The following is a 22,283-nucleotide window of genomic DNA, read 5'->3' on the forward strand; positions in this document are numbered from 1 at the left end:
CTTCGATGAGCACCTTGCTGGCCCTGGACACCGCGACTGAAGCTTGCTCCGTTGCCTTGCTGCATGACGGCAAGGTCACGAGCCATTACGAGGTGATCCCGCGCCTGCACGCGCAGAAACTGCTGCCGATGATCCAGCAACTGCTGGCCGACGCCGGCACCACCCTGCAAGCGGTGGACGCCATCGCCTTCGGCCGTGGCCCGGGCGCATTCACCGGCGTGCGGATTGCCATCGGCGTGGTGCAAGGCCTGGCGTTTGCGCTGGATCGCCCGGTGTTGCCGGTGTCGAACCTGGCCGTGCTGGCGCAACGGGCTTATCGCGAACACGGCGTGAGCCAGGTCGCGGCGGCCATCGATGCGCGGATGGATGAGGTGTATTGGGGCTGCTACCGCGAGACGGCCGGGGAGATGCGCTTGGTCGACGCCGAGGCGGTGCTGCCGCCGGAAGTCGCCGCGCTGCCGGACGATGCTTCGGGTGACTGGTTCGGTGCCGGCACTGGTTGGGGTTATGGCGAACGCATCGCTGTAAACCTGGCCCGATCCGACGCTGGCATGCTGCCCCACGCCGAAGACCTGCTGACCCTGGCGCGATTCGCCTGGGAGCGCGGCGAAGCGATTCCAGCAGACGACGCCCAGCCGGTTTACCTGCGCGACAAAGTCGCCACCCCGAAAGCCCGCTGAGGCCATTAACCCTGTGGCATTCGCCACAGGGTTCTCCCGTTCCTGCCAATCGTCCGTTTCTAACCCCGCGCTTTAAACCTTTTGTCTTTTATGTGTTCTAGTTATCACTCGGCGATTTGCTAAGTCGGTCAGGTGCCGCTAAATTGCCATCATCGATACCGAGCATGACTTTATGCGTATAGACGGCGTTTCCACTCATTCCTACCCCATCAAGCGCAAGCCTCGCAAAGGCAATCCGGCGCTGGATGAGTCCGTCGACGATATCGACGGCGAGCTGGAATTCCCGACCGAAGAGCAATTGGCTGCCCGTGCCGCCAAAGCCACCGCCCAACGCCTGAGCAATCTGCCCGCCCGCCAACAAGACATGATTTATCACCGCGCGATGAAGAAAAGCGTGGCCATGGCCCTGGCCAGCTACCTGAGCACCGCCGGTTTTGTCGATTGGGATGCAGACGTGCTGGGCCTCGATCTGTACATCTGATGGATCTGCCTTACTACCTCGGTTGCCCGTCCTGGAGCGAAAACGCCTGGCGCGAGTATCTGTATCCGGTAGACGCCAAGACCTCCGATTTCCTCGGTCTGTATTCTCAAGTGTTCAACGCCGTGGAAGGCAACACGACCTTCTACGCCAGCCCCTCGCCCGCCACTGTGCAGCGTTGGGCCGAGGTGATGCCGGCGCACTTTCGCTTCACCGCCAAGTTTCCCGGTGACATCAGCCACAGCGGCGACTTGCGCGATCAGCTGACTGCCGCCGAAACCTTCCTCCAGCTACTCAAGCCGCTCGGTGAGCGCGTCTCGCCAATGTGGTTGCAACTGTCGAAAAGCTTCACGCCGCACCGCTTGCCGGAACTCGCCGCATTCATCGATGCGCTGGATTGTCCGCTGGCAGTGGAGGTTCGCCATGAGCAGTTCTTCGCCAAGGGTGAGAGTGAGCGCCTGCTCAATCGCCTGCTGTTGGATCGTGGCGTGGAGCGCATCTGTCTCGATCCGCGCGCCTTGTTCAGTTGCCTGTCCACCGAGTCGTCGGTGATCCACGCCCAATCGAAAAAGCCCCGCGTACCGACGCGGCCGGCAGCGTTCACTCAATTCCCGCAGGTGCGCTTCATCGGCCATCCGGAGCTTGAGGCCAACGATCCGTTCCTGGTGCCGTGGGTGGCGAAGATCGCCGAGTGGATCGAAGAGGGCCGCACGCCGTACATCTTCCTGCACACCGCCGACAACCTCCTCGCGGCGAAGCTGGCGCAACGTTTTCACGCACACCTGATGCAACGTTTGCCTGGCCTGCGACCTTTGCCTGAGCTATACAGAGAACCCGCCGCCGAGCAACTTGGCCTGCTCTGAGGCGGATTTCTTTCCTGCCCAGGAGCCTGCCAATGGACGCCCAAGCCCGTCAACAACAAGTCCGTAAAGCCGAAGCCTTCAAAGTCCTGCACGAACGCCCGGGGATTTTCGTGATTCCCAATCCGTGGGATGCCGGTTCCGCGAAGATGCTCGCCAGTCTCGGCTATCAGGCGCTGGCGACCACCAGCGCCGGCTATGCGTTTTCCCAAAGCAAGCCCGATGGTGGCCTGAGTCTCGACGATACGCTGGCCAATGTCCGGGCGATTGTCGCTGCCACCGATCTGCCGGTGGCGGTGGATCTGGAAAACGGCTTCGCCGACGCCCCGGCCGAATCGGCGCAGAGTCTGATCCGCGCAGCCGAGGCGGGCGCCGTGGGTGGTTCGATCGAAGATGCCACCGGCCGGGAAGATTCGCCGATCTACTGCTTCGAACACGCCGTGGCGCGGATCGAAGCCGCCGTCGCTGCCGTGCGCACCTTGCCGTTTCCGTTCATGCTGACTGCCCGTGCGGAAAACTACCTGCACGGCAATCCCGATATCAACGACACCATCCGCCGCTTGCAGGCCTTTGCCGAAGCCGGCGCCGACGTGCTGTACGCGCCGGGCCTGCGCACCGCTGAAGAAGTTCTGGCGGTGGTGCGCGCGGTGGCGCCGAAACCGGTCAATGTGTTGATGTCCGGCGGTTTGAAGCTGACCGTGCAGCAGCTCGAAGAAATGGGTGTGAAGCGGATCAGCACCGGGTCGGCGCTGGCACTGGCGGCGTTGGGTGAGTTTTACCGCGCGGCGGAAGAGATCCAGCAGTCCGGCACGTTCACTTTCACCTCCCGTTCGATGCCGTACGCCAAGGCCAATCAATTGTTCAAGGGATGAGCATGGGGCGCTGGACGCTGTTGACCGTGCTGCTGATCATCGGTGGCAGCCTGATCGGCGTCTGGCGCGGTTGGCTCGATGTGCCGCCGCAGTGGAACCCGTGGGCGCCATTGGACGTGAAGGCGACGCCCAACTGGCTCACGGGCTACAAATTGATGCGCATGCGCAGCGATCCGGCCTTGTGCGAGCAGGCGCTGGGCAGCTCCGGCCTGCGGGTTTCGCCACAGGCTGACAGTCCCGATGCCAAATGCCCGCTGATCGGCGCTTTGCGCGTGCAGGGCGGCGAGGTGGGGCTCAGCAGCAGCTTTCTCGCCAGTTGCCCGTTGGCCGTGGCGTTCGCGATGTTCGAGCGCCATACGCTGCAACCGGCGGCGCAGCAGGCCTACGGTCAATCGGTGGCGCGGGTCGATCACCTCGGCAGCTTCGCCTGCCGCAACGTCTACAACCGCGAGAACGGTGCGCTCAGCCGCCATGCCAGCGCCGATGCGCTCGACATCGCCGGCTTCCGCCTGGCGGATGGTCGCGCGATCAGCGTGCTCAAGGACTGGCCGAAGCAAAATCAGGACGCGCAGTTTCTACGTCAGGTGCGCGACGGTGCCTGCGAGGCGTTCAGTGTGGTGTTGAGTCCGGATTACAACGCGGCCCATCGCAATCACTTTCATGTCGATGTCGGGCGCTGGAGCGTGTGTCGCTGAGGGATCAGGCGGCGATGCGCAGGTTCTGCTGAACGATCGGGCGCACCCAGCCGTTATCGAAGTCCAGAGCTTTCTGCTGCTCGACGATTTCTTCCGGCGGGAACGGCGGGTAAGGCTGCAGCAGATCCAGGTCGAACTCGGCAATCGGCAGGTACAGCGGCTTTTTCTGCGGGGCAGGGCCCGGTTCCGGAATCGGCTGGCCGTTGTTGATCACGACCGGACGAACCCAACTGCTGTCGAAATCCTGCTGCTTTTGCTGAGTCTTGATTTCTTCTGCCGGGAACGGCGGGTACGGCTCGGCCAGTGTCATGTCGATTTCGGCGATCGGCAGGAACAGCGGCTCCGGCGGACGCACCTCGGTTTCAACCACATCGCATTCACGCTGGCTGATGATGTGCGCGTGCAGTTCGCTGCCGACGGTCGGCTCTTCAGGACTTTCCAGATCAACCGGCGGGAAAGTGCCGCAGGCCGGCACCACATCACTCGATTGTTCGGCCAGTGCCTGGGCAAAGAAATCCTGCCAAAGGTGGCTGACGCCGCCCAATGCTTGAGTGTTATGACGGCTGAAGTCGCCTGTGGGCGAAATGTAGCCAATCGATGTGGGAAGAATGCCTGACATTTTTTTCGGTTGACGCTCAGCTCTGGCAAAATGCGCGTTGATTGGGTTATCGGCGGTTTTTGCCGATCCTTAACTTTTTTGAGCGTGTTTTCCATGATTGAGCAACCTGCGGCCTGCCGCATCCATGTCGAGGCCCTCGGCCCGGCGTTCGAAGCGCAGGCCGAGCAGTGGGCGCAGCGCCTGAACCTGCCGTTGCAGGTGGCTGACGGCGAGTTTGCCTTGCAGGTCGGCGAGCAGGGTTTGCAGCTGCAACAGCTGGGGCCGGATGCGCCGGGGCCAGTGCGGGTCGACTTCGTCGAGGGTGGCGCGGCCCATCGTCGGTTGTACGGCGGTGGCAGCGGGCAGATGATCGCCAAGGCGGTCGGCATCGCCCAGGGCGTGCGTCCACGGGTGCTGGATGCCACGGCAGGGCTGGGCAAGGATGCGTTCGTGCTGGCGAGTCTCGGTTGCGAGATGAGCCTGATCGAGCGTCAGCCATTGATCGGCGCGTTGCTGGAGGATGGTCTGGCCCGAGCGGCGGAAGACTTCGACGTGGCGCCGATCGTGGCGCGGATGAAGCTGCTCAAGGGCAACTCCATCGAGGTGATGCGCAATTGGGAAGGCGAGCCGCCGCAGGTGATCTACCTCGACCCGATGTTCCCGCATCGTGAGAAAACCGCGCTGGTGAAGAAGGAAATGCGCCTGTTCCGCCCGCTGGTAGGCGATGATCCGGATGCGCCGGCCTTGCTGGAAGCGGCGTTGGCGCTGGCCACGCACCGGGTGGTGGTCAAGCGCCCGCGCAAGGCGCCGTGCATCGAAGGGCCGAAGCCGAGCCATGCGCTGGATGGCAAATCCAGCCGCTATGACATCTACCCGAAGAAAGCGCTCAAGGCCTGATCCGTCGCATAAGAAAATCCCACGCATGGCGTGGGATTTTTGTTTTCAGGGTCGATAGGCCCGCATGAACAGTCCGACCACTTCCTGCACATGACTTTCCGCCGCCTCGCCGGTCAGCGGCTCACCGCAGCCGTATAACAGCCGGAAATTCCCCGCGCCCTTGATCAGGCAAAAGAAGTGCTCGGCGGCGTTGTGCGGGTTGTCGATGCTCAGCACGCCGGTTTCGTGAATCCGCCGCAGCAAACGTTCCATGCCTTGCACCATGCGCTGGGGGCCGGCCTCGAAGAAGATCAAAGACAGCTTCGGATCCTGACTGCCCAGCGCCATGATCAGGCGATGCAGGTTCACCGATTCATCGCTGTTGATCAGCTGGTGAAAGCCTCGCGCAATGTTCAGCAACACATTTTCCACCGCGATGCCGTCGGGCAATTCGAAGAACAGCGGCGGCAATTGCTCCTCGCATTTGGCCACCACGGCGGCGGAGAACAGCGTCTCCTTGTCGTTGAAATGGCTGTAGACCGTCAGCTTCGACACGCCAGCCTCGGCGGCCACGGCGTCCATGCTGGTGTTGGCGTAGCCATGACTCAGGAACAGGATTTTCGCCGCCTCGAGAATCGCCTGGCGCTTGGCCGGATCCTTCGGTCGGCCCGGGCCGTTTGGAGTGGAAAGATTGTTCGACATTCTTCGCTTTTAATACTGGACTGGTGAGTTTGCTATTAATAACATACCGGCCAGTATAATTATTCCAAGCCTCCTTAGCGAAAGGTCCTTCACCATGTTCCGCCATGCGTTGTCCTTTGCGGTGCCAGTCAGTCTGGCGTTTTTATTGTCGGCGTGTGGCAAGGAAGAGGTGACGCAAGTCAGCGTGCGACCGGCCATGGTGGTGCAGCCAGAGCCTTCGGCGCAGGCGATGGAAAGCTATCCGGGTGAGGTTCGCGCCCGCTACGAACCCGATCTGGCGTTCCGCATCGGCGGCAAAGTCAGCCGACGACTGGTCGAGGAAGGTCAGCGCGTGAAGGCCGATCAACCGCTCGCCGAACTCGATCCGCAGGATGTACGCCTGCAACTGGAAGCCACCCGGGCCCAGGTCGCGGCCGCCGAAGCCAACCTGAATCTGGTGCGCGCCGAGCGTGATCGCTACAAGACCCTGATGGAGCGGCAGATGGTCAGCCGCTCGGCCTACGACAATGCCGAGAACCTTTTCCGCTCCGGCGAGGCCCGCCTCAAGCAGATCAAGGCCGAATTCAACGTCTCGACCAATCAGGCCAGTTACGCCGTGCTGCGCGCGCCCCAGGATGGCGTGGTGGCCAAGCGTTCGGTGGAAGTCGGGCAAGTGGTCGCCGCCGGGCAGACCGTTTTCACCCTCGCCACTGACGGCGAGCGTGAAGTGCTGATCAGCCTGCCGGAGCAGAGCTTCGGCCGGTTCAAGGTTGGCCAGCCGGTCTCGGTGGAGCTGTGGACGCAACAGAACCAGCGCTTCGCCGGGCAGATCCGCGAGCTGTCGCCGGCCGCCGATCCGAAATCCCGCACCTTCGCCGCGCGTATTTCATTCACCTCCGGCAAAGTCCCGGCGGAACTGGGCCAGAGCGCCCGGGTCTTCGTGCAGACCGCCGATGTCATCCCGCTGTCGGTGCCGCTCTCGGCGCTGACCGCCGAAAACGGCGCGACTTACGTCTGGGTCGTCAGCGCCAACAACACGTTGAAAAAGACCCCGGTGCGCACCGGCCCGTTCGGTGAGAAAACCGTGCCGGTGCTTGAAGGCCTGAACGCCAGCGACTGGGTGGTCGCCGCCGGCGTCCACGTGCTGCTGGAAGGGCAGCAGGTGCGTCCGGTGGATCGCTCCAACCGCGTGGTCAATCTGGCGGACAAGGAGTAATCCCCGATGGGTTTCAATCTTTCCGCCTGGGCGCTGCGCAATCGCCAGATCGTACTGTTCCTGATGCTTTTGCTGGCGATCGTCGGCGCCTTGTCCTACACCAAGCTCGGCCAGAGCGAAGACCCGCCGTTTACCTTCAAGGCGATGGTCATCCAGACCCGCTGGCCGGGCGCTACGGCGCAGGAAGTCTCGCGTCAGGTCACCGAGCGCATCGAAAAGAAACTGATGGAAACCGGCGAGTACGAGCGGATTGTTTCGTTCTCGCGCCCCGGTGAATCCCAGGTCACGTTCATCGCCCGCGACTCCATGCATTCGGTAGAGATTCCGGATCTCTGGTATCAGGTGCGCAAGAAGGTCAGCGACATTCGCCAGACCTTGCCGCCGGGGATTCAGGGGCCGTTTTTCAACGATGAGTTCGGTACCACCTTCGGCAATATCTATGCGCTGACCGGCGACGGTTTCGACTACGCGGTGCTCAAGGATTACGCCGACCGCATCCAGATCCAGCTGCAACGGGTCAGGGATGTGGGCAAGGTCGACCTGCTCGGTTTGCAGGACGAGAAGATCTGGGTCGAACTGTCCAACGTCAAACTCGCCACCCTCGGCTTGCCGCTGGCAGCGGTGCAGCAGGCGCTGGAAGAACAGAATGCGGTGTCCACCGCCGGCTTCTTTGAAACCGGCAGCGAGCGATTGCAGCTACGGGTTTCGGGGAATTTTCAGACAGTCGAAGAGATCAGGAACTTCCCGATCCGGGTCGGTGATCGTACGTTCCGCATCTCCGATGTCGCCGACGTGCGGCGCGGTTTCAACGATCCTCCGGCGCCGCGCATGCGCTTCATGGGCGAAGACGCCATCGGTCTTGCGGTGGCGATGAAGGACGGCGGCGACATTCTGGTGCTGGGCAAAGCATTGGAAATCGAGTTCGCCCGGATCCAGAAAAACCTGCCGGCCGGCATGCAGTTGCGCAAGGTCTCCGACCAGCCCGCAGCTGTGAAAACCGGCGTCGGCGAGTTCGTTCAGGTGCTGGTCGAGGCGTTGGCCATCGTGTTGCTGGTGAGCTTCTTCTCCCTCGGCGTGCGCACTGGCATGGTGGTGGCTCTGACCATTCCGCTGGTGCTGGCGATGACGTTCGCCTGCATGTATTACCTCGGCATCGGCCTGCACAAGATCTCCCTCGGTGCGCTGGTGCTGGCGCTGGGCTTGCTGGTGGACGACGCGATCATCGCCGTGGAAATGATGGCGATCAAAATGGAGCAGGGTTTCGACCGGATCAAGGCCGCCAGTTACGCCTGGACCAGCACCGCATTCCCGATGCTCACCGGTACGCTGATCACCGCCGCAGGCTTCCTGCCGATTGCCACGGCGCAGTCCGGCACCGGCGAATACACCCGCTCGATCTTCCAGGTGGTGACCATCGCCTTGCTCGCATCGTGGGTGGCGGCCGTGGTGTTCGTGCCGTATCTGGGGGAAAAGCTCCTGCCGGATCTGGCGAAAATTCATGCAGCCAAACACGGTACGGCTGACGGCCAGACCGATCCCTATGGCACGCCGTTCTACCAACGGGTACGACGTCTGGTGGAGTGGTGCGTGCGTCGGCGCAAAACCGTGATCGTGCTCACGGTGCTGCTGTTCGTGGCGTCGGTGGCGTTGTTCCGGTTCGTACCGCAACAGTTCTTCCCGGCTTCCGGGCGACTGGAATTGATGGTGGATCTGAAGCTTGCCGAAGGCGCCTCGCTGGCCAATACCACGGGCGAGGTCAAACGGCTGGAAGCGATGCTCAAGGACCACGCCGGCATCGACAACTATGTCGCTTACGTCGGCACCGGTTCGCCGCGTTTCTACCTGCCGCTGGATCAACAACTGCCGGCGGCGAGTTTCGCCCAGTTCGTCGTACTGGCGAAAACCATCGAGGAGCGCGAAGCGCTACGCACCTGGCTGATCGACACCTTGAACGAGCAGTTCCCGTCCCTGCGCTCGCGGGTCACGCGCCTGGAGAACGGTCCTCCGGTTGGCTATCCGGTGCAGTTCCGCGTCACCGGCGAGCACATCGAAGAAGTCCGGGCGCTGGCCCGGAAAGTTGCGGCCAAGGTGCGTGAGAATCCGCATGTGGTGAACGTGCATCTGGACTGGGAGGAGCCGAGCAAGGTCGTGTACCTGAACATCGATCAGGATCGTGCCCGGGCATTGGGTGTGAGCACGGCGAATCTGGCGAAGTTTCTCCAGAGTTCGCTGACCGGCTCCAGCGTCAGCCAGTACCGTGAGGACAACGAGCTGATCGAAATCCTCCTGCGCGGCACCGTGCACGAGCGCACCGAACTGTCGTTGCTGCCGAGTCTGGCGGTGCCCACCGATAACGGTCGCAGTGTCGCGCTGTCGCAGATTGCCACGCTGGAATATGGCTTCGAGGAAGGCATCATCTGGCACCGCAATCGCCTGCCGAACGTGACCGTGCGCGCGGACATCTATGGCAAGGAGCAACCGGCGACGCTGGTGAAGCAGATCATGCCGACGCTTGATCCGATCCGTGCCGAATTGCCGGACGGCTATCTGCTGGATGTCGGCGGCACCGTTGAAGATTCGGAGCGTGGGCAGAAGTCGGTGAACGCCGGCGTGCCGATGTTCATTGTCGTGGTGCTGACGCTGCTGATGGTGCAGTTGCGCAGTTTTTCGCGCACGGCGATGGTGTTTCTGACGGCGCCTTTGGGGTTGATCGGGGTGACGCTGTTTCTGCTGGTGTTCCGTCAGCCGTTCGGGTTTGTGGCGATGCTCGGGACGATCGCGCTGTCGGGGATGATCATGCGTAACTCGGTGATTCTGGTGGATCAGATCGAGCAGGATATTGCGGCGGGGCTCAAGCCCTGGCAGGCGATCATCGAGGCGACCGTGCGGCGGTTCAGGCCGATTGTGTTGACGGCGCTGGCGGCGGTGCTGGCGATGATTCCGCTTTCTCGCAGTGTGTTTTTCGGGCCGATGGCGGTGGCGATCATGGGGGGGTTGATTGTTGCTACTGCTTTGACGCTTTTGTTTTTGCCGGCGTTGTATGCGGCTTGGTTCAGGGTTCGCAAGGAGGCTTGATTTGGTTTGTTGAGCGTGGCGGCCTTCGGGCCGGCCAGGCTCTGGGTTGTTTTTAGTACATATCCGTTTCTGCGGTAACGGCTTCTTATGGTTTCGCCCTTACGGCGAGTCCCTTTTGCAGACGCCCAAAAGGTACCAAAACGCTGGGCCCCGGCGTTCGGCCCCTCGCTGGGGCTCGGGGTTCCTTCGCTCCGGGATTCATCCGGGGGCATCGCCTACGGTTTGCTTCGCTGCACCTCCTCTCGATGTGTTCGACTTCGTCGAACGGCGCTACGCGCCTACCCCCGGATGACTCCCTCCACTCAGCCGGCCGAAGGGGCCGGCACGTCAAGAGCGGTACTCGAGCTAACGCTCATTGTGTTGAGTGGTGAGAAGCGCATCGGAGTGTAGGTTTTGCGCTTTTCTGTGGGAGCGGGCTTGCTCGCGAAGGCGGCCTGACAGCTGAGCAAAACAATGGTGTAGGACTCTGCGTCGCCTCCTACAAGTTTTTCAGACGCCTCCGATATTGAGGTCGCTGTGTTGGCGGTGCTGTACTCGACGCTGTTTTTCAGCCTTGTTTGAGTCAGCTTTGATGAAGAAACCGCCGGTATTGAAAGGTCGGGCCGATCCGGTCTTTGAGTTGTTGATGCGCGCGCCTCACAAGCAGCGTCTGGCGGATTATCTTGCGTTGCTCAAGCCGCTGGATGATCAGGGGCGGTATCTGCCTTTTGAGGATTTGCGGTATCGCTGGGCCAGTGGGCTGGATTCGCGTTTGTGTTGGGCGTTGGTCAAGAAGGCGCGGGTCGCTCAGTACATTCATCTTCTGCCTTTGGGGGAGCCGGCGCAGTGGGGGAAGTTTGTGCCGACGCCCACCGCGCAGAAGGCACTTTCAGTGGTTGATCGGCAAACCACGACGGCGTCGCTGGAGTACATGACCAGCCAGATAGGCGAGCGGGCGCATTTCAGTTATTTGCTTAACGATCTGATCGAGGATGAGGCGATCAGCAGCAGTCAGCTGGAGGGCGCCGCGACCACCACTCGTGTTGCCAAGGACATGCTCAAGCAACGGCGTCAGCCGCGAACGCCGGATGAGCGGATGGTCATGGGCAATTACCGGATGATGAATTTCGCCTGGGAAAAACGTTACGAGCCTTTGAGCGTGGAGTTGATTGCGTCGATCCATCGAGTCGGTGTCGAGGGTATTGATGACGAGCAGTATGACCCCGGGCATTTCAGGACCGACGATGAAGTGGTGGTGCAGGACGGCGAAGGGAATACCGTGCACTCGCCACCGCCTGCCGCCGGATTGGTGAGGCGACTGGATTTGCTCTCGCAGTGGATCAATCAACCACAGGGTTCACCTCGGCAAAAAAACTACCTGCATCCGCTGATCAAGGCGATCACGCTGCACTTTGCCCTGGGTTACGAACATCCGTTTCGCGACGGCAACGGGCGGGTCGCCAGGTCGCTGTTTTACTGGTTCATGTTTAAGCATGATTTTTCGGCCTTCCGCTATATCGCGATCAGTCTTTTACTGCGCAACGCGCCGGTGAAGTACGGGCGGTCGTATTTGCACAGCGAAGCCGATGAGCTCGATCTGACGTACTTCATCGAGTTTCAGTGTTCGGTGATTCTGCGGGCGGTCGAGGGGTTTACCGATGTGTATCGCAAGAGTGTGGCGTACAGCGAAGACTTCGAGCACTGGCTGACCTGTTCGGGTTTTTTTGATCGGCTGACAGAGCGGCAGCGAGCGATTTATCAGGTGGCCAGAAGTGGGGTGGCGAAGGAGTTCATGGCGGGGAACGTCAAGGAACATCTTGGTTGTGCCTACAACACAGCGGTGTCGACGTTGAACGGATTGGTTGAACTGCAGGTTTTCGAGAGGAAGAAAATGGGGCGTGAGTGGGTGTACTTTTTACGAGTATCTGCTGGCGACGGATTGAACAACGGGAGTGAGAGGCCTCACTCCCGTGTCGTGTCGGTCTAGAGCGTACCGAACACTTTTTTCGCCAGACTCGTCGCCGCAGCCGCCGGGTTCTTGCGGATGGTTTCTTCCTGTTTGCCGATCATTTCGAACAGGCCATTAAGTGCTTGTTCGGTCACGTAGCTTTCGATGTTGGCGCTTTTCGCATCCACCACGCCGAAGGTCGCGGCCTGGCCGGCGAAGGCGTTGTATTTCTGGGCTACGCCGACTTTGTCGGTTGCCTGTTTGACGATCGGCAGGAATTTGGTGCGAATCTGTTCGCGGCTGGATTTGTCCAGGTATTGCGTCGCGGAGTCGTTGCCGCCGCTGAGGATGCCTTTGGCGTCTTCCACGCTCATTTTCTTCACGGCGTCGACGAGGATTGGCTGGGCCTGGGTGACGGCGGTTTCCGCGGCCTTGTTCATGGCGGTTTCCAGTTCGTCGACCTGGGCGCCCATGCCGAAGGCTTTCATCTTGCCGGCGACTTTGCCGAGCTTGCCCGGCAGTTCGATTTTCACCTCCGGGTTATTGCTGAAGCCGCCCGGGGTGCCGAGTTGTTTGACGGCCAGTTGCGCGCCCTGGGTCAGGGCGTCCTTGAGGCCGCCGGTGGCGTCGCCTTGCGACAGGTCGCCGAGGGACAGGGCCAGTGCGTTGGCGGAGATCATCAGGCCCGCGCACAGGCCGGCGAAGCGAAGGGTAGGGCGGAGCATGAAGGCTTCCTTATTGGATAAGAGCGTTAGCGGGCAGCGTCGACGCGGATCTTCAGCGGCTGCGGATCCTTGCCATCAAGCTGTACGGCATGGTTTTCGGTGGTGATGAACATCAACTCGCCGTTGACTTCGATGCGTGCGCTGACCGAGTAGCGGTGGCCGGGTTTGACCTGGGCAGGATCGTAGCTCAAGTGGAACGGCAGTGGCACCTGGCCTTTGACCGGGCCTTTCTGTTCGTCGAGCACGACAGCCGGAGTGTCGGCCAGCGAAACGTCCTGCAGGCTCACGCTCAAGGTCGCACTTGGCGGCAGGGCGATGCGTTGCAGGTAGAACACTTCGCCATCGAGGCTCGCTTTGCCGCTTGGAGTCGTGGACTGGCAGGCGCTCAACAATGTGGCGGCGGCGAGAAGAGAAAGTTTTTTCATGGGGACCTCAAAAGACTTGGGCGCCGGAGGGGCGCCCAAGGAAATCTAGCGGATTTTGCGTAATGAATCAGTGAACAAACGTAACGGTTGATTCAGCTTGTGATAGAGGGTCTGTAATAAACCTGACCGATAGGCGCGTGAGGGGGGAACTAGCTCGACAAGTCCGGGTGAATTTGAAAGTTGTTGGTGGTACCTGTTTTCTATGCTTGTCAGTGCATAGCGTTTGCCGGGTACGACATGCTCTGGATCATATTTGAGATAAAACGAAGTGGCGGTTTCTTCATCATGGGAAACGCGCGCAAGCTCGACTTCCGGACTGTCGTTTTCATGCAGGCTGATGGTGATTGCCTGATCGGCCGGGATCATCTCGGGCTCTTGCACTTCTACGTACAGGTACCCGATCGGGCTCACATGCAGCGTCTGGCGGTGCGGAACCTGATGAACAATGACGAAGTGATCCTGTTCCAGCAACAAGGGTTTTCCGTCGTGAAACAACTGGAGGTTGACGCGGTATTTGACGCTGATATTGCTGTATCGATGGGGAAAACTGAAATTCCACGGGCCATCGGCAATTGCAGCTGATTTCCAGTGTTTGATCTTTATCGTTTGCCGGGCATTGATCACTTGAACATCGACAACGGTTTCATTATTTCCGTCGAGAGGGGCACGGAACTCTGGTGGAAAACTGAAGGTTACGGTTATGTACTGAGGGGACTCGTTTAACAGGCTCATCTCGATTTCCTTATCGATACAAAAGAGCCCATTAATTCATAAAACAACTAACTGGAAAACAATCCGGTCTGCCAGTTAGTTGTCTTCAAGTTTCAGATGTCTGGGGTCGTTGCTGTTTCCGCCGCATCTTCACTGCGATGCAACGCCACCTGACGGATCGACAGGCGAATCTCCGCCGGCAACACCCGTTTGGCCGCGCCCTCGGCCAGTTCACCGAGCAGTTCGTGGTAGCTCAGCTTGCCCGCTTCGTCGCGACGCAGCACGTCGAGGTCGAGCAGGGTCTGGATGAAGTGACGGAACAGGCTCTTGTCGAAGAACTCCGGTGCGTTCAGACCATGCAGGATCGACAGGCGCTGGGCCATGACTGTGCAAAGGTCTTCCAGTTCTTCGGCGCTGATGGTGTTCTGGCCTGCGTTGAGCAGCAGCGACACGGTCATGTAGAAGCGTTGCAGGGTCTGGGCGATGCTCTTCGACAGCAGAGTCAACAACACGAAATGCCGCGAGCTCGGTGCCGGGCGCAGGTACACATCTTTCTCGAAGCGCAGCAGGCCTTGTTCGACGAACGCTTCAAGCCACTGATCGATCACCGCATCCAGTTCGTCCAGGGTCCAGCGGATGAACAGTTCCGATTGCAGGTACGGATACAGCGCGCGGGTGTAGCGCAGGATCTGTTCGCGGCTCATGCGCGATGCACTCTGGAAGAAGCTCGCGAGCAACGCCGGCAGGGCGAAGATGTGCAGCACGTTGTTGCGGTAGTAGGTCATCAGGACGGCATTCTGCTCGTCCAGGTACAGAATCTTGCCCAGCGCATCGTTCTGCTCGGACAGCAGATTCATGTCCTTCACGTGTTCGATCAGCGCTCGACCATCGCCTTCCGGCAAGGTGGTGTGTGGCGAGTACGGGACTTTGCGCAGCAACGCCAGATACAGATCCAGCACTCGCGCCATGGCCCGATCATCCAGCGCCAGGCGGGTGGTCGACAGCAGCGCCAGCGCCACCAGATTGACCGGGTTGATCGCCGCCGCTTCGTTCAGGTGCTGTGCGACCTTCTCGCCGAGGCGGTTGGTGGTTTCGTTGAGCCACGCCGGTTTGTACTGCGGGCCAAGTTCCTGCTGGCGCCAGTCCGGCTGTTCGCTGTCGAGGAATTCTGCGAGTTTGATCGGCTCGCCGAAGTTCACCGCCACCTGGCCGAAGCGCTGCTTGAGCGCGCCGATGACTTTGAAGATGTCGAAGATCGATTCTTTCTTCTTGCTCGCGCCGCGCAGTTCGCCGAGGTAGGTACGACCTTCAAGTACGCGCTCGTAACCGATGTACACCGGTACGAACACGATCGGCATCCGCGACGAACGCAGGAAGCTGCGCATGGTGATCGCGAGCATCCCGGTTTTCGGTTGCAGCATGCGCCCGGTGCGGGAGCGACCGCCCTCGACGAAGTATTCGACCGGGAAACCTTTGGTGAACAGGGTGTGCAGGTATTCGTTGAACACCGAGGTGTACAGCGGATTGCCCTTGAACGTACGGCGCATGAAGAACGCACCGCCACGGCGCAGCAGACTGCCGATCACCGGCATGTTCAGGTTGATGCCGGCGGCGATGTGCGGCGGGGTCAGGCCGTTGCGGAACAGCAAGTACGACAGCAGCAGGTAGTCGATGTGGCTGCGGTGGCACGGCACGTAGATCACTTCGTGACCCTGGGCGACCTTCTGCACGCCTTCGATGTGGTTGACCTTGATCCCGTCGTAGATCTTGTTCCAGAACCAGCTCAACACCACTTCCAGAAAACGGATCGCGGTGTAGGTGTAGTCCGAGGCGATCTCATTGCCGTAGCGCAGAGCCTGGGCCTTGGCTTTTTCCGGGGAGATGTTTTCGCGCTCGGCTTCGTCGAGGATCGCTTGCTTGACCAGCGGCTGGTTAAGCAGGCCTTTGACGAGGTTACGGCGGTGGGAAATGTCCGGGCCGATCACCGCAGCTTTCAGATTGCGGAAGTGCACCCGCAGGATCCGCTGGGCCATGCGCACGGTGCGCTCGTGGCCCTTGTTGTGTTCGATCAGTTCGCGCAGGTGGATCGGCGCGGAGAATTGCACGCGGGTCTTGCGGCCCAGAATCATGATGCTCAGCAGCCGACGCAGGCGCCCGGTGACGGCCCAGCTGTCGGCGAACAGTAGTTTCCACGGGCTGTTCTCGCTGTCCGGCGACTGGCCCCAGAACACGCTGACCGGAATGATCTGCGCATCTTCGGCAGCGTTCTGGCTGAGGGCGCTGACCAGTCGGGTCAGGGTCGGCGGTGCGCCGCGTTTGTCCTGGCGGCCGAGCCAGTCCGGGTCCGGCGTCAGGTAGAAGAACGCCGCCGGTTCGATCAGCGAACCCACGGACACCGGCAGCACCGGGCGCGGCAGGCCGGCCTTGGTGCACTCGGTGTCGACCACCGCCAGATCAGTCAGCGATGGGTTTTGCAGGACGTAGAACACCGGGCGACTGCGGTCGAGGTTGAGGGTGAACGACGACTGGTTGATCGTCTCGGAGCGAACCCAGAGATACAACAGTCGGCGCAAGGTGCCAAACACAAGACGGCGGAACGGGGAACGGGTCATACGGCTTCTGCGTGAGTGGATAAACCGAGCGTTTGCTCGGGCGGTCGATAGTGTGCCGGATTCATGGAAAATCGGCAAAAAAGCGGCGAAGTAATCTCCTGTTGAGAGTTTTGCCGCCTGTCATATACTCGGCGGTCTGTCGCCGGGGCCCTTTTATGGACGTCGGACGCAGGCTGACGTTCCGCAAAGGCTTTCCTGCGAAAAGCCTGTTCAATAATAAAAAAGGAGTATGAACAGATGGCAACACGTGAGACCGGCAACGTGAAGTGGTTCAACGACGCCAAGGGCTACGGCTTCATTCAGCGCGAAGACGGGGTGGACGTGTTCGTGCACTACCGCGCGATCCGCGGCGAAGGCCACCGTTCGCTGACCGAGGGTCAGCAGGTTGAATACGCGGTGGTGGAAGGGCAGAAGGGCTTGCAGGCTGAAGACGTTGTAGGCCTGTAACGCAAATCTTCAGGACACCAAAAACACTGTGGGAGCGAGCTTGCTCGCGATGGGGCCCTTTCAGTCAACATTGATGTTGAATGTCCGACCGCAATCGCGAGCAAGCTCGCTCCCACAGGTTTTGTGCATTGTCTGTTACGCAGTTTTCCAGGTGATCTCTTCTTCACCATCTTCGCTGATGCGAATCCAGCGATCCGCCGTCTCCTCGCCTTCTTCCTCGACCCACGTCCCCGGCGCGCAGCGCACTTCGACGTTCAGCGCGGCAAAGGCTGCGCGGGCGCAGGCGATGTCGTCGTCCCATGGGGTCGCATCGCTTTCCAGGTACAGGCTGTTCCACTTGCCCACGGCTTTCGGCAGCCAGGTCACCGGGATGTTGCCGGCCTTGCACTTGTATGTCTGGCCTTTCTGCACCCAGTCGCTGCACGGGCCAAGGGCTGCGCCCAGCCAGGCGGAAATGGCCTTGTGGTCGACGTCGGCGTCTTTCAGGTAAATCTCGATGTCCGGTTGGCGCATGGATATCCTCACTGCGGGTCTGAAAAATCCATTCGCGGATTTAGCCGGCCCCGGGTCGTTGCCCGAGACCAAAAGTTATTGAAGAACGAAATAATCGTAGCGCATCGAGACAGTGGTCACGAACGGCTCGGGCTGTTCGATCACCGCCGCGCGGCGCTCGGCACTGGCGCGCCAGCCGTGGGGTGTCATCGCCAGCAGATTGGCGCGATCCTCGGGCTTGTCCAGCGTCAGCTTGAATTCCAGGGTTTCACTGTGCGCCAGCGCCATGCCTTCCGGCACCAGGGCCAGATGCTTGTCGTCGGTGTACTCGCGTACTTCGTCGTACAGGCGTTCACGCAGTTCCATCAGGTGGCCGCTGGTCGGGCCGACTTTCATCAGGCCGCCGCCAACGCTGAGCAGGCGTTTGGCTTCTTCCCAGTCCAGCGGGCTGAAGACACTGGCCAGAAACTGGCAGCTGCCGGAAGCCAATGGCACACGGGCCATGCTCGCAATCAACCACGTCAGCGAAGGATTGCGTTTGCAGGCGCGTTTGACCGCTTCTTTCGAGATGTCCAGCGCGTAACCGTCAGCATCCGGCACGGCCTCGGCGATCTGCGCGGTGTAGTAACCCTCGCCACAACCGATATCGACCCAGCGTGCCGGCGCATAACTCGCCGCCAGCTCCGCCAGACGTTTGGCCACCGGCGCGTAATGGCCGGCGTTCAGGAAGTCGCGGCGGGCCTCGACCATGGCCTGGTTGTCGCCGGGATCGCGGCTGTTCTTGTGCTGCACCGGCAGCAGGTTCAGGTAACCCTGACGCGCACGGTCGAAGCGGTGGCCGGCGGGGCAGACCACGCCGTTGTCCACCGCGTTCAGCGGTTCACTGCAGATCGGGCACGCGAGCATCAGGCGAGCAACTTGATCAGGGTCTGGTAGTAGATCTCGGTCAGCACGTCGAGATCGGCCGCCAGCACGCGCTCGTTGACCTGGTGGATGGTCGCGTTGACCGGGCCCAATTCAACCACTTGCGTGCCCATGGTCGCGATGAAACGACCGTCGGAGGTGCCGCCGCTGGTGGACGCCTTGGTCTCGCGGCCGGTGATCTGCTTGATGCTCGACGACACCGCGTCGAGCAGCGCGCCCGGCTCGGTGAGGAACGGCAGACCGGACAGCGCCCAATCGATGTGCCAGTCCAGGCCGTGCTTGTCGAGGATGTCGGCGACGCGTTTCTGCAGGCCTTCGACCGTCGATTCGGTGGAGAAGCGGAAGTTGAACAACGCCACCAGATCGCCCGGAATCACGTTGGTCGCGCCGGTGCCGGAATTGACGTTGGAAATCTGGAAACTGGTCGGCGGGAAGAAGTCGTTGCCGTGATCCCAATGCTCGGCGGCCAATTCGGCCAGAGCCGGGGCAGCGAGGTGGATCGGGTTCTTCGCCAGATGCGGATAAGCCACGTGGCCCTGCACACCGCGTACGGTCAGTTTGGCGCCGAGGGAGCCGCGACGGCCGTTCTTCACCACGTCGCCCACCAGCGTGGTGCTCGACGGTTCGCCGACGATGCACCAGTCCAGACGCTCGTTACGGGCTGCCAGACGCTCGACCACAGCCTTGGTGCCGTGATGCGCCGGACCTTCTTCGTCGCTGGTGATCAGGAACGCGACCTTGCCCTTGTGATCCGGGTAGTCGGCGACAAAACGCTCGGCCGCCACGGTCATCGAAGCCAGGCTGCCTTTCATGTCCGCCGCGCCACGGCCGCAGAGCATGCCGTGTTCGTCGATTACCGCATTGAACGGGTCGATCTGCCAGGCGGTCACCGGGCCGGTCGGCACCACGTCGGTGTGACCGGCGAAGCACAGCACCGGGCCGTCGCCTTTACCGTGAGTCGCCCAGAAGTTATCCACATCTTCGATGCGCATCGGTTCCAGCTGGAAACCGGCATCGCCCAGGCGCTGCATCATCTGCTTCTGGCAATCGGCGTCGACCGGCGTCACGGACGGACGGCGGATCAGGTCGATGGCGAGTTGGAGGGTCGGCGAAAGGTCGGCGTGGGCCGTCATGGAAAACTCCGAAGTCATGAATGTGGGCGCGGACTAAATGTGGGAGCGGCGGTTCGACGCTTCGACTTGCTCGCGAAGGCAATTCATCAGCCAACATAGATGTTGAATGTTACAAAGCCTTCGCGAGCAAGCCCGCTCCCACAGGGATACAGTCCAGTCAGTCAGACCGGATATCACGCCAAGCCCCGCAAAATGGCGGTTATCTTAAAGCAAAACGGCGACCATTGGCCGCCGTTTAGTGCTTCGTCGAGGAATTAGACCACCGGTGCCGGTTCAGGCGCCGCCGAAGGTTTTGGCAGCGACGACAGGAACGCCATGATCAGCGCCGCCACGTACGGCAGCGACTGCACCAGCAGCATGGCCACCCAGAAGCGCATGTCGTTGCTCGGAATGCCTTGCACCAGGAAAATCCCCAGCGCCGCGCCCCATAACAGCAACATGATGAACAACTCTTCCCGGGCCTCGGAAATCGCCACCCAGAAGCCATGGTTGTCGGCGTTTTTCGGGGTGCGGAAGAACGGAATGCTGCTGGTGAAGAAGCCGTACAGCACCGCTTTGGCGATGGTGTGCGACAACGCCAGACCGGCCAATGCCGCGCAGAATGCATCCTTGAGGTTCACGCCCACCGCGCGACGGTACAGGAAGATGATCTTGCCGACCTTGAACACGAACAGCGCCAGCGGCGGGATCGCGAAGATCAGCAGCGGCGGATCGACCCGTTGCGGCACGATGATCATCGCCGCCGACCACAGCAGCGCGCCGACGGTGAAGAAGATATTCATGCCGTCCGCCACCCACGGCAGCCAGCCCGCGAGGAAGTGGTAACGCTGGCCGCGCGTCAGCTCGGTGTCCTTGCCGCGCAGCAGGCTGCGGGTGTGACGCTTGATGATCTGGATCGCACCGTAGGCCCAGCGGAAACGCTGCTTCTTGAAGTCGATGAAGGTGTCCGGCATCAGACCCTTGCCGTAACTGTCGTGGTAATACGCCGCCGACAGGCCTTTCTCGAATACCCGCAGACCGAGTTCGGCGTCTTCACAGATGCACCAGTCGGCCCAGCCCAGTTCTTCGAGCACCGAGCGACGGGTCATGGTCATGGTGCCGTGCTGGATGATCGCGTCGCGGTCGTTGCGGGTGACCATGCCGATGTGGAAGAAGCCTTTGTATTCGGCGTAGCAGAGCTTCTTGAAGGTGCTTTCGTTCTGGTCGCGATAGTCCTGCGGCGACTGCACCACGGCGATTTTCGGGTCGGCGAAGTGCGGCACCATGTGCTTGAGCCAGTTCGGGTGCACGCAGTAGTCGGAGTCGATCACCGCGATCACTTCGGCGTCCTTGGCGGTGTGCGGGATCAGGTAGTTCAGCGCACCGCCCTTGAAGCCGGCCAGGGGCGAGACGTGGAAGAACTTGAAGCGCGGGCCGAGGGTTTCGCAATAGTCGCGCACCGGTTCCCAGACCGCCGGGTCCTTGGTGTTGTTGTCGATGATCAGGACTTCGAAGTCCGGATAGTCGAGGTTGGCCAGGGCGTTGAGGGTCTGTTTGACCATCTCCGGCGGCTCGTTGTAGCAGGGCACGTGGATCGAGACTTTCGGGCGGTAATCGGAATCGCCGACCACCGGCAGAAATTCACGGCGACGCTTGTGAATCCACACCGCTTCGGCCAGTTCGTGGGCCTCGGTCAGCAGCACGATGAACACCCCGAGCGCACCGAGCGCCAGCAGGAAGCCCACGGTCAGGCTGAACCACGTGCTGTATTGCTGGCTGTAGTCGTAACCGATCCACACCAGCACCGATCCGCACAGGAACGCGATAAAGGTCAGGAAGGTACGACCGCGCTGACGCAGGGCCGAGCCGTCGATCATCAGCAGGGTCAGCGACAAGAGCGCCAGCACCACCGAACCGATGGCCAGCACGCGCCATTGCGGGATCGCCACCACCGGGCCTTCGAAGTTGAATTTCTGCTGGCGCGCGGCGTTGAACACACCCCAGTAAGCGCCGACCGAACCTTCGTCACTGGCCTTCCACGGCTGGTCAAACGCTTCGATCACGAAGTAGTTGAAGCCCTGGCGGTTGAGTTTGTTGACCAGTGTGCGCAGGTAGATCGCCTGATCCGCCGGCGATGCATCGGCGCCACCGCGCATACGGCCATTGCTCGGCCAGCCCACTTCGGACAGCAGCAGCGGCTTTTTCGGGAACATTTTTTTCAGGTCGCGGGCGCGGTCGAAAACGAACTGCCCGGCCTTGTCTACCGGAATGAACTCCCAGTAAGGCAGGATGTGCGCGGCGATCAGGTCGACGTGCTTGGCCAGTTGCGGGTATTTCTCCCAGATATGCCACTGCTCGGAGGTGGTGACCGGCACCTTCACCGCAGCACGGACACGATCCAGCAGGACGATCAGTGCCTCAGGCGTGATTTCCTCCCGGAACAATGCTTCGTTGCCAACTACCACGCGAACCACACTGCGTGAAGAGTTGGCCAGTTCGATGGCTTTAGCGATCTCGCGTTCATTGCGTTCCTGATCGGGGCTGATCCAGATCCCCAGGGTCACGCGCAGGCCGAATTCTTCCGCCAACTTCGGGATGTCCTGCAGGGAGCCGTCGACCGAGTAGATGCGGATGTTGTCCGTCAGCTTGCTCATGATCTCCAGGTCGCGGCGCATTTCATCGTCGGACGGATACTGATCCTTCTGTGGGAACTGTCCCTGCTGGAACGGTGAATAGGAGAAACCGGAGATCTGCTCCGGCCAGTTCGGCGCGGAGACGGGACGGTTGATCAGCGCCCAGAAACCGGTGAACAGGGCGGCGATTGCCAGAACCACCACCAGGTTGAGTCCAAATTTACGCGATGACATAGCTGTGTCG

20 protein-coding genes are annotated in these 22,283 nt (G+C 61.0%); 10 read left to right on the forward strand and 10 right to left on the reverse strand.

The window, feature by feature from the left end; all coding sequences use genetic code 11:
• The first annotated feature begins 5 nt into the window (after positions 1–5).
• The 5 genes from tsaB to QR290_RS06775 all read left to right on the forward strand — a co-directional run bounded on the left by tsaB (position 6) and on the right by QR290_RS06775 (position 3,585).
• Positions 6–680 (forward strand): tRNA (adenosine(37)-N6)-threonylcarbamoyltransferase complex dimerization subunit type 1 TsaB, encoded by a 675-nt coding sequence (tsaB, locus tag QR290_RS06755; RefSeq protein ID WP_289204583.1) that lies wholly within the window; start codon positions 6–8, stop codon positions 678–680.
• 172 nt (positions 681–852) lie between these two features.
• Positions 853–1,161: a hypothetical protein gene (locus tag QR290_RS06760; RefSeq protein ID WP_007954720.1), complete on the forward strand. Its 309-nt coding sequence runs from the start codon at positions 853–855 to the stop codon at positions 1,159–1,161.
• Complete coding sequence (locus tag QR290_RS06765; protein ID WP_289204584.1) at positions 1,161–2,021, forward strand: DUF72 domain-containing protein; 861 nt, start codon at positions 1,161–1,163, stop codon at positions 2,019–2,021. Before QR290_RS06760 ends, QR290_RS06765 begins: the two co-directional genes overlap by 1 nt.
• Before the next feature lie 32 nt (positions 2,022–2,053).
• Positions 2,054–2,890 carry an isocitrate lyase/PEP mutase family protein gene (locus QR290_RS06770; RefSeq protein ID WP_289204585.1) on the forward strand — a complete coding sequence of 279 codons (837 nt, stop codon included), beginning with the start codon at positions 2,054–2,056 and terminating at the stop codon, positions 2,888–2,890.
• Positions 2,891–2,892: 2 nt separating this feature from the next.
• Positions 2,893–3,585 carry an extensin-like domain-containing protein gene (locus QR290_RS06775; RefSeq protein WP_289204586.1) on the forward strand — a complete coding sequence of 231 codons (693 nt, stop codon included), beginning with the start codon at positions 2,893–2,895 and terminating at the stop codon, positions 3,583–3,585.
• 4 nt (positions 3,586–3,589) lie between these two features.
• On the opposite strand, the gene QR290_RS06780 is transcribed toward QR290_RS06775, so the two are convergent.
• On the reverse strand, positions 3,590–4,204 hold the full coding sequence (locus QR290_RS06780; protein ID WP_115076694.1) for an energy transducer TonB: 615 nt from the start codon (positions 4,202–4,204) through the stop codon (positions 3,590–3,592).
• Between the two features lie 93 nt (positions 4,205–4,297).
• Between QR290_RS06780 and QR290_RS06785 the strand changes: the two genes are divergently transcribed.
• Positions 4,298–5,080 carry a class I SAM-dependent methyltransferase gene (locus QR290_RS06785; RefSeq protein ID WP_115076695.1) on the forward strand — a complete coding sequence of 261 codons (783 nt, stop codon included), beginning with the start codon at positions 4,298–4,300 and terminating at the stop codon, positions 5,078–5,080.
• Between the two features lie 45 nt (positions 5,081–5,125).
• Here QR290_RS06785 and QR290_RS06790 read toward each other — a convergent pair whose 3' ends face one another.
• Positions 5,126–5,761, reverse strand: coding sequence for a TetR/AcrR family transcriptional regulator (locus QR290_RS06790; RefSeq protein ID WP_115076696.1), 636 nt, complete (start codon positions 5,759–5,761; stop codon positions 5,126–5,128).
• A 94-nt stretch (positions 5,762–5,855) separates the two neighbouring features.
• Here QR290_RS06790 and QR290_RS06795 point away from each other — a divergent pair, with 94 nt between their 5' ends.
• From QR290_RS06795 to QR290_RS06805, 3 genes are all read left to right on the forward strand, one after another.
• Entirely contained in the window at positions 5,856–6,956 is a 1,101-nt protein-coding gene (locus QR290_RS06795; RefSeq protein WP_115076697.1) for an efflux RND transporter periplasmic adaptor subunit, read from the forward strand.
• Positions 6,957–6,962: 6 nt separating this feature from the next.
• Entirely contained in the window at positions 6,963–10,031 is a 3,069-nt protein-coding gene (locus tag QR290_RS06800; protein ID WP_289204587.1) for an efflux RND transporter permease subunit, read from the forward strand.
• A gap of 571 nt (positions 10,032–10,602) precedes the next feature.
• Positions 10,603–11,997 carry a Fic family protein gene (locus QR290_RS06805; RefSeq protein WP_289204588.1) on the forward strand — a complete coding sequence of 465 codons (1,395 nt, stop codon included), beginning with the start codon at positions 10,603–10,605 and terminating at the stop codon, positions 11,995–11,997.
• On the opposite strand, the gene QR290_RS06810 is transcribed toward QR290_RS06805, so the two are convergent.
• The 4 genes from QR290_RS06810 to plsB form a co-directional block, all read right to left on the reverse strand.
• The gene (locus QR290_RS06810; protein WP_115076700.1) at positions 11,994–12,683 is read right to left on the reverse strand and encodes a DUF4197 domain-containing protein; all 690 of its coding nucleotides are present in this window, start codon (positions 12,681–12,683) and stop codon (positions 11,994–11,996) included. The genes QR290_RS06805 and QR290_RS06810 overlap by 4 nt on opposite strands.
• Positions 12,684–12,709: 26 nt before the next feature.
• Positions 12,710–13,108: a YbaY family lipoprotein gene (locus QR290_RS06815; protein WP_289204589.1), complete on the reverse strand. Its 399-nt coding sequence runs from the start codon at positions 13,106–13,108 to the stop codon at positions 12,710–12,712.
• A gap of 45 nt (positions 13,109–13,153) precedes the next feature.
• Positions 13,154–13,840: a hypothetical protein gene (locus tag QR290_RS06820; RefSeq protein WP_115076702.1), complete on the reverse strand. Its 687-nt coding sequence runs from the start codon at positions 13,838–13,840 to the stop codon at positions 13,154–13,156.
• A 92-nt stretch (positions 13,841–13,932) separates the two neighbouring features.
• Positions 13,933–16,431, reverse strand: coding sequence for a glycerol-3-phosphate 1-O-acyltransferase PlsB (gene plsB / locus QR290_RS06825; RefSeq protein ID WP_115076703.1), 2,499 nt, complete (start codon positions 16,429–16,431; stop codon positions 13,933–13,935).
• Between the two features lie 237 nt (positions 16,432–16,668).
• Between plsB and QR290_RS06830 the strand changes: the two genes are divergently transcribed.
• Entirely contained in the window at positions 16,669–16,878 is a 210-nt protein-coding gene (locus QR290_RS06830) for a cold shock domain-containing protein (RefSeq protein ID WP_007954750.1), read from the forward strand.
• A gap of 135 nt (positions 16,879–17,013) precedes the next feature.
• On the opposite strand, the gene QR290_RS06835 is transcribed toward QR290_RS06830, so the two are convergent.
• From QR290_RS06835 to QR290_RS06850, 4 genes are all read right to left on the reverse strand, one after another.
• Positions 17,014–17,391, reverse strand: coding sequence for a hypothetical protein (locus QR290_RS06835; protein ID WP_085605197.1), 378 nt, complete (start codon positions 17,389–17,391; stop codon positions 17,014–17,016).
• A 75-nt stretch (positions 17,392–17,466) separates the two neighbouring features.
• Positions 17,467–18,276, reverse strand: coding sequence for a putative RNA methyltransferase (locus QR290_RS06840; protein WP_289204590.1), 810 nt, complete (start codon positions 18,274–18,276; stop codon positions 17,467–17,469).
• Positions 18,276–19,427 (reverse strand): succinyl-diaminopimelate desuccinylase, encoded by a 1,152-nt coding sequence (dapE, locus tag QR290_RS06845; protein WP_007954755.1) that lies wholly within the window; start codon positions 19,425–19,427, stop codon positions 18,276–18,278. Before dapE ends, QR290_RS06840 begins: the two co-directional genes overlap by 1 nt.
• A gap of 254 nt (positions 19,428–19,681) precedes the next feature.
• Entirely contained in the window at positions 19,682–22,273 is a 2,592-nt protein-coding gene (locus QR290_RS06850; protein ID WP_115076706.1) for a glycosyltransferase, read from the reverse strand.
• Positions 22,274–22,283: the final 10 nt, after the last annotated feature.

The organism is Pseudomonas fluorescens, from assembly GCF_030344995.1.
In the GTDB taxonomy this organism is placed as follows: Bacteria; Pseudomonadota; Gammaproteobacteria; order Pseudomonadales; family Pseudomonadaceae; genus Aquipseudomonas; species Aquipseudomonas fluorescens_BF.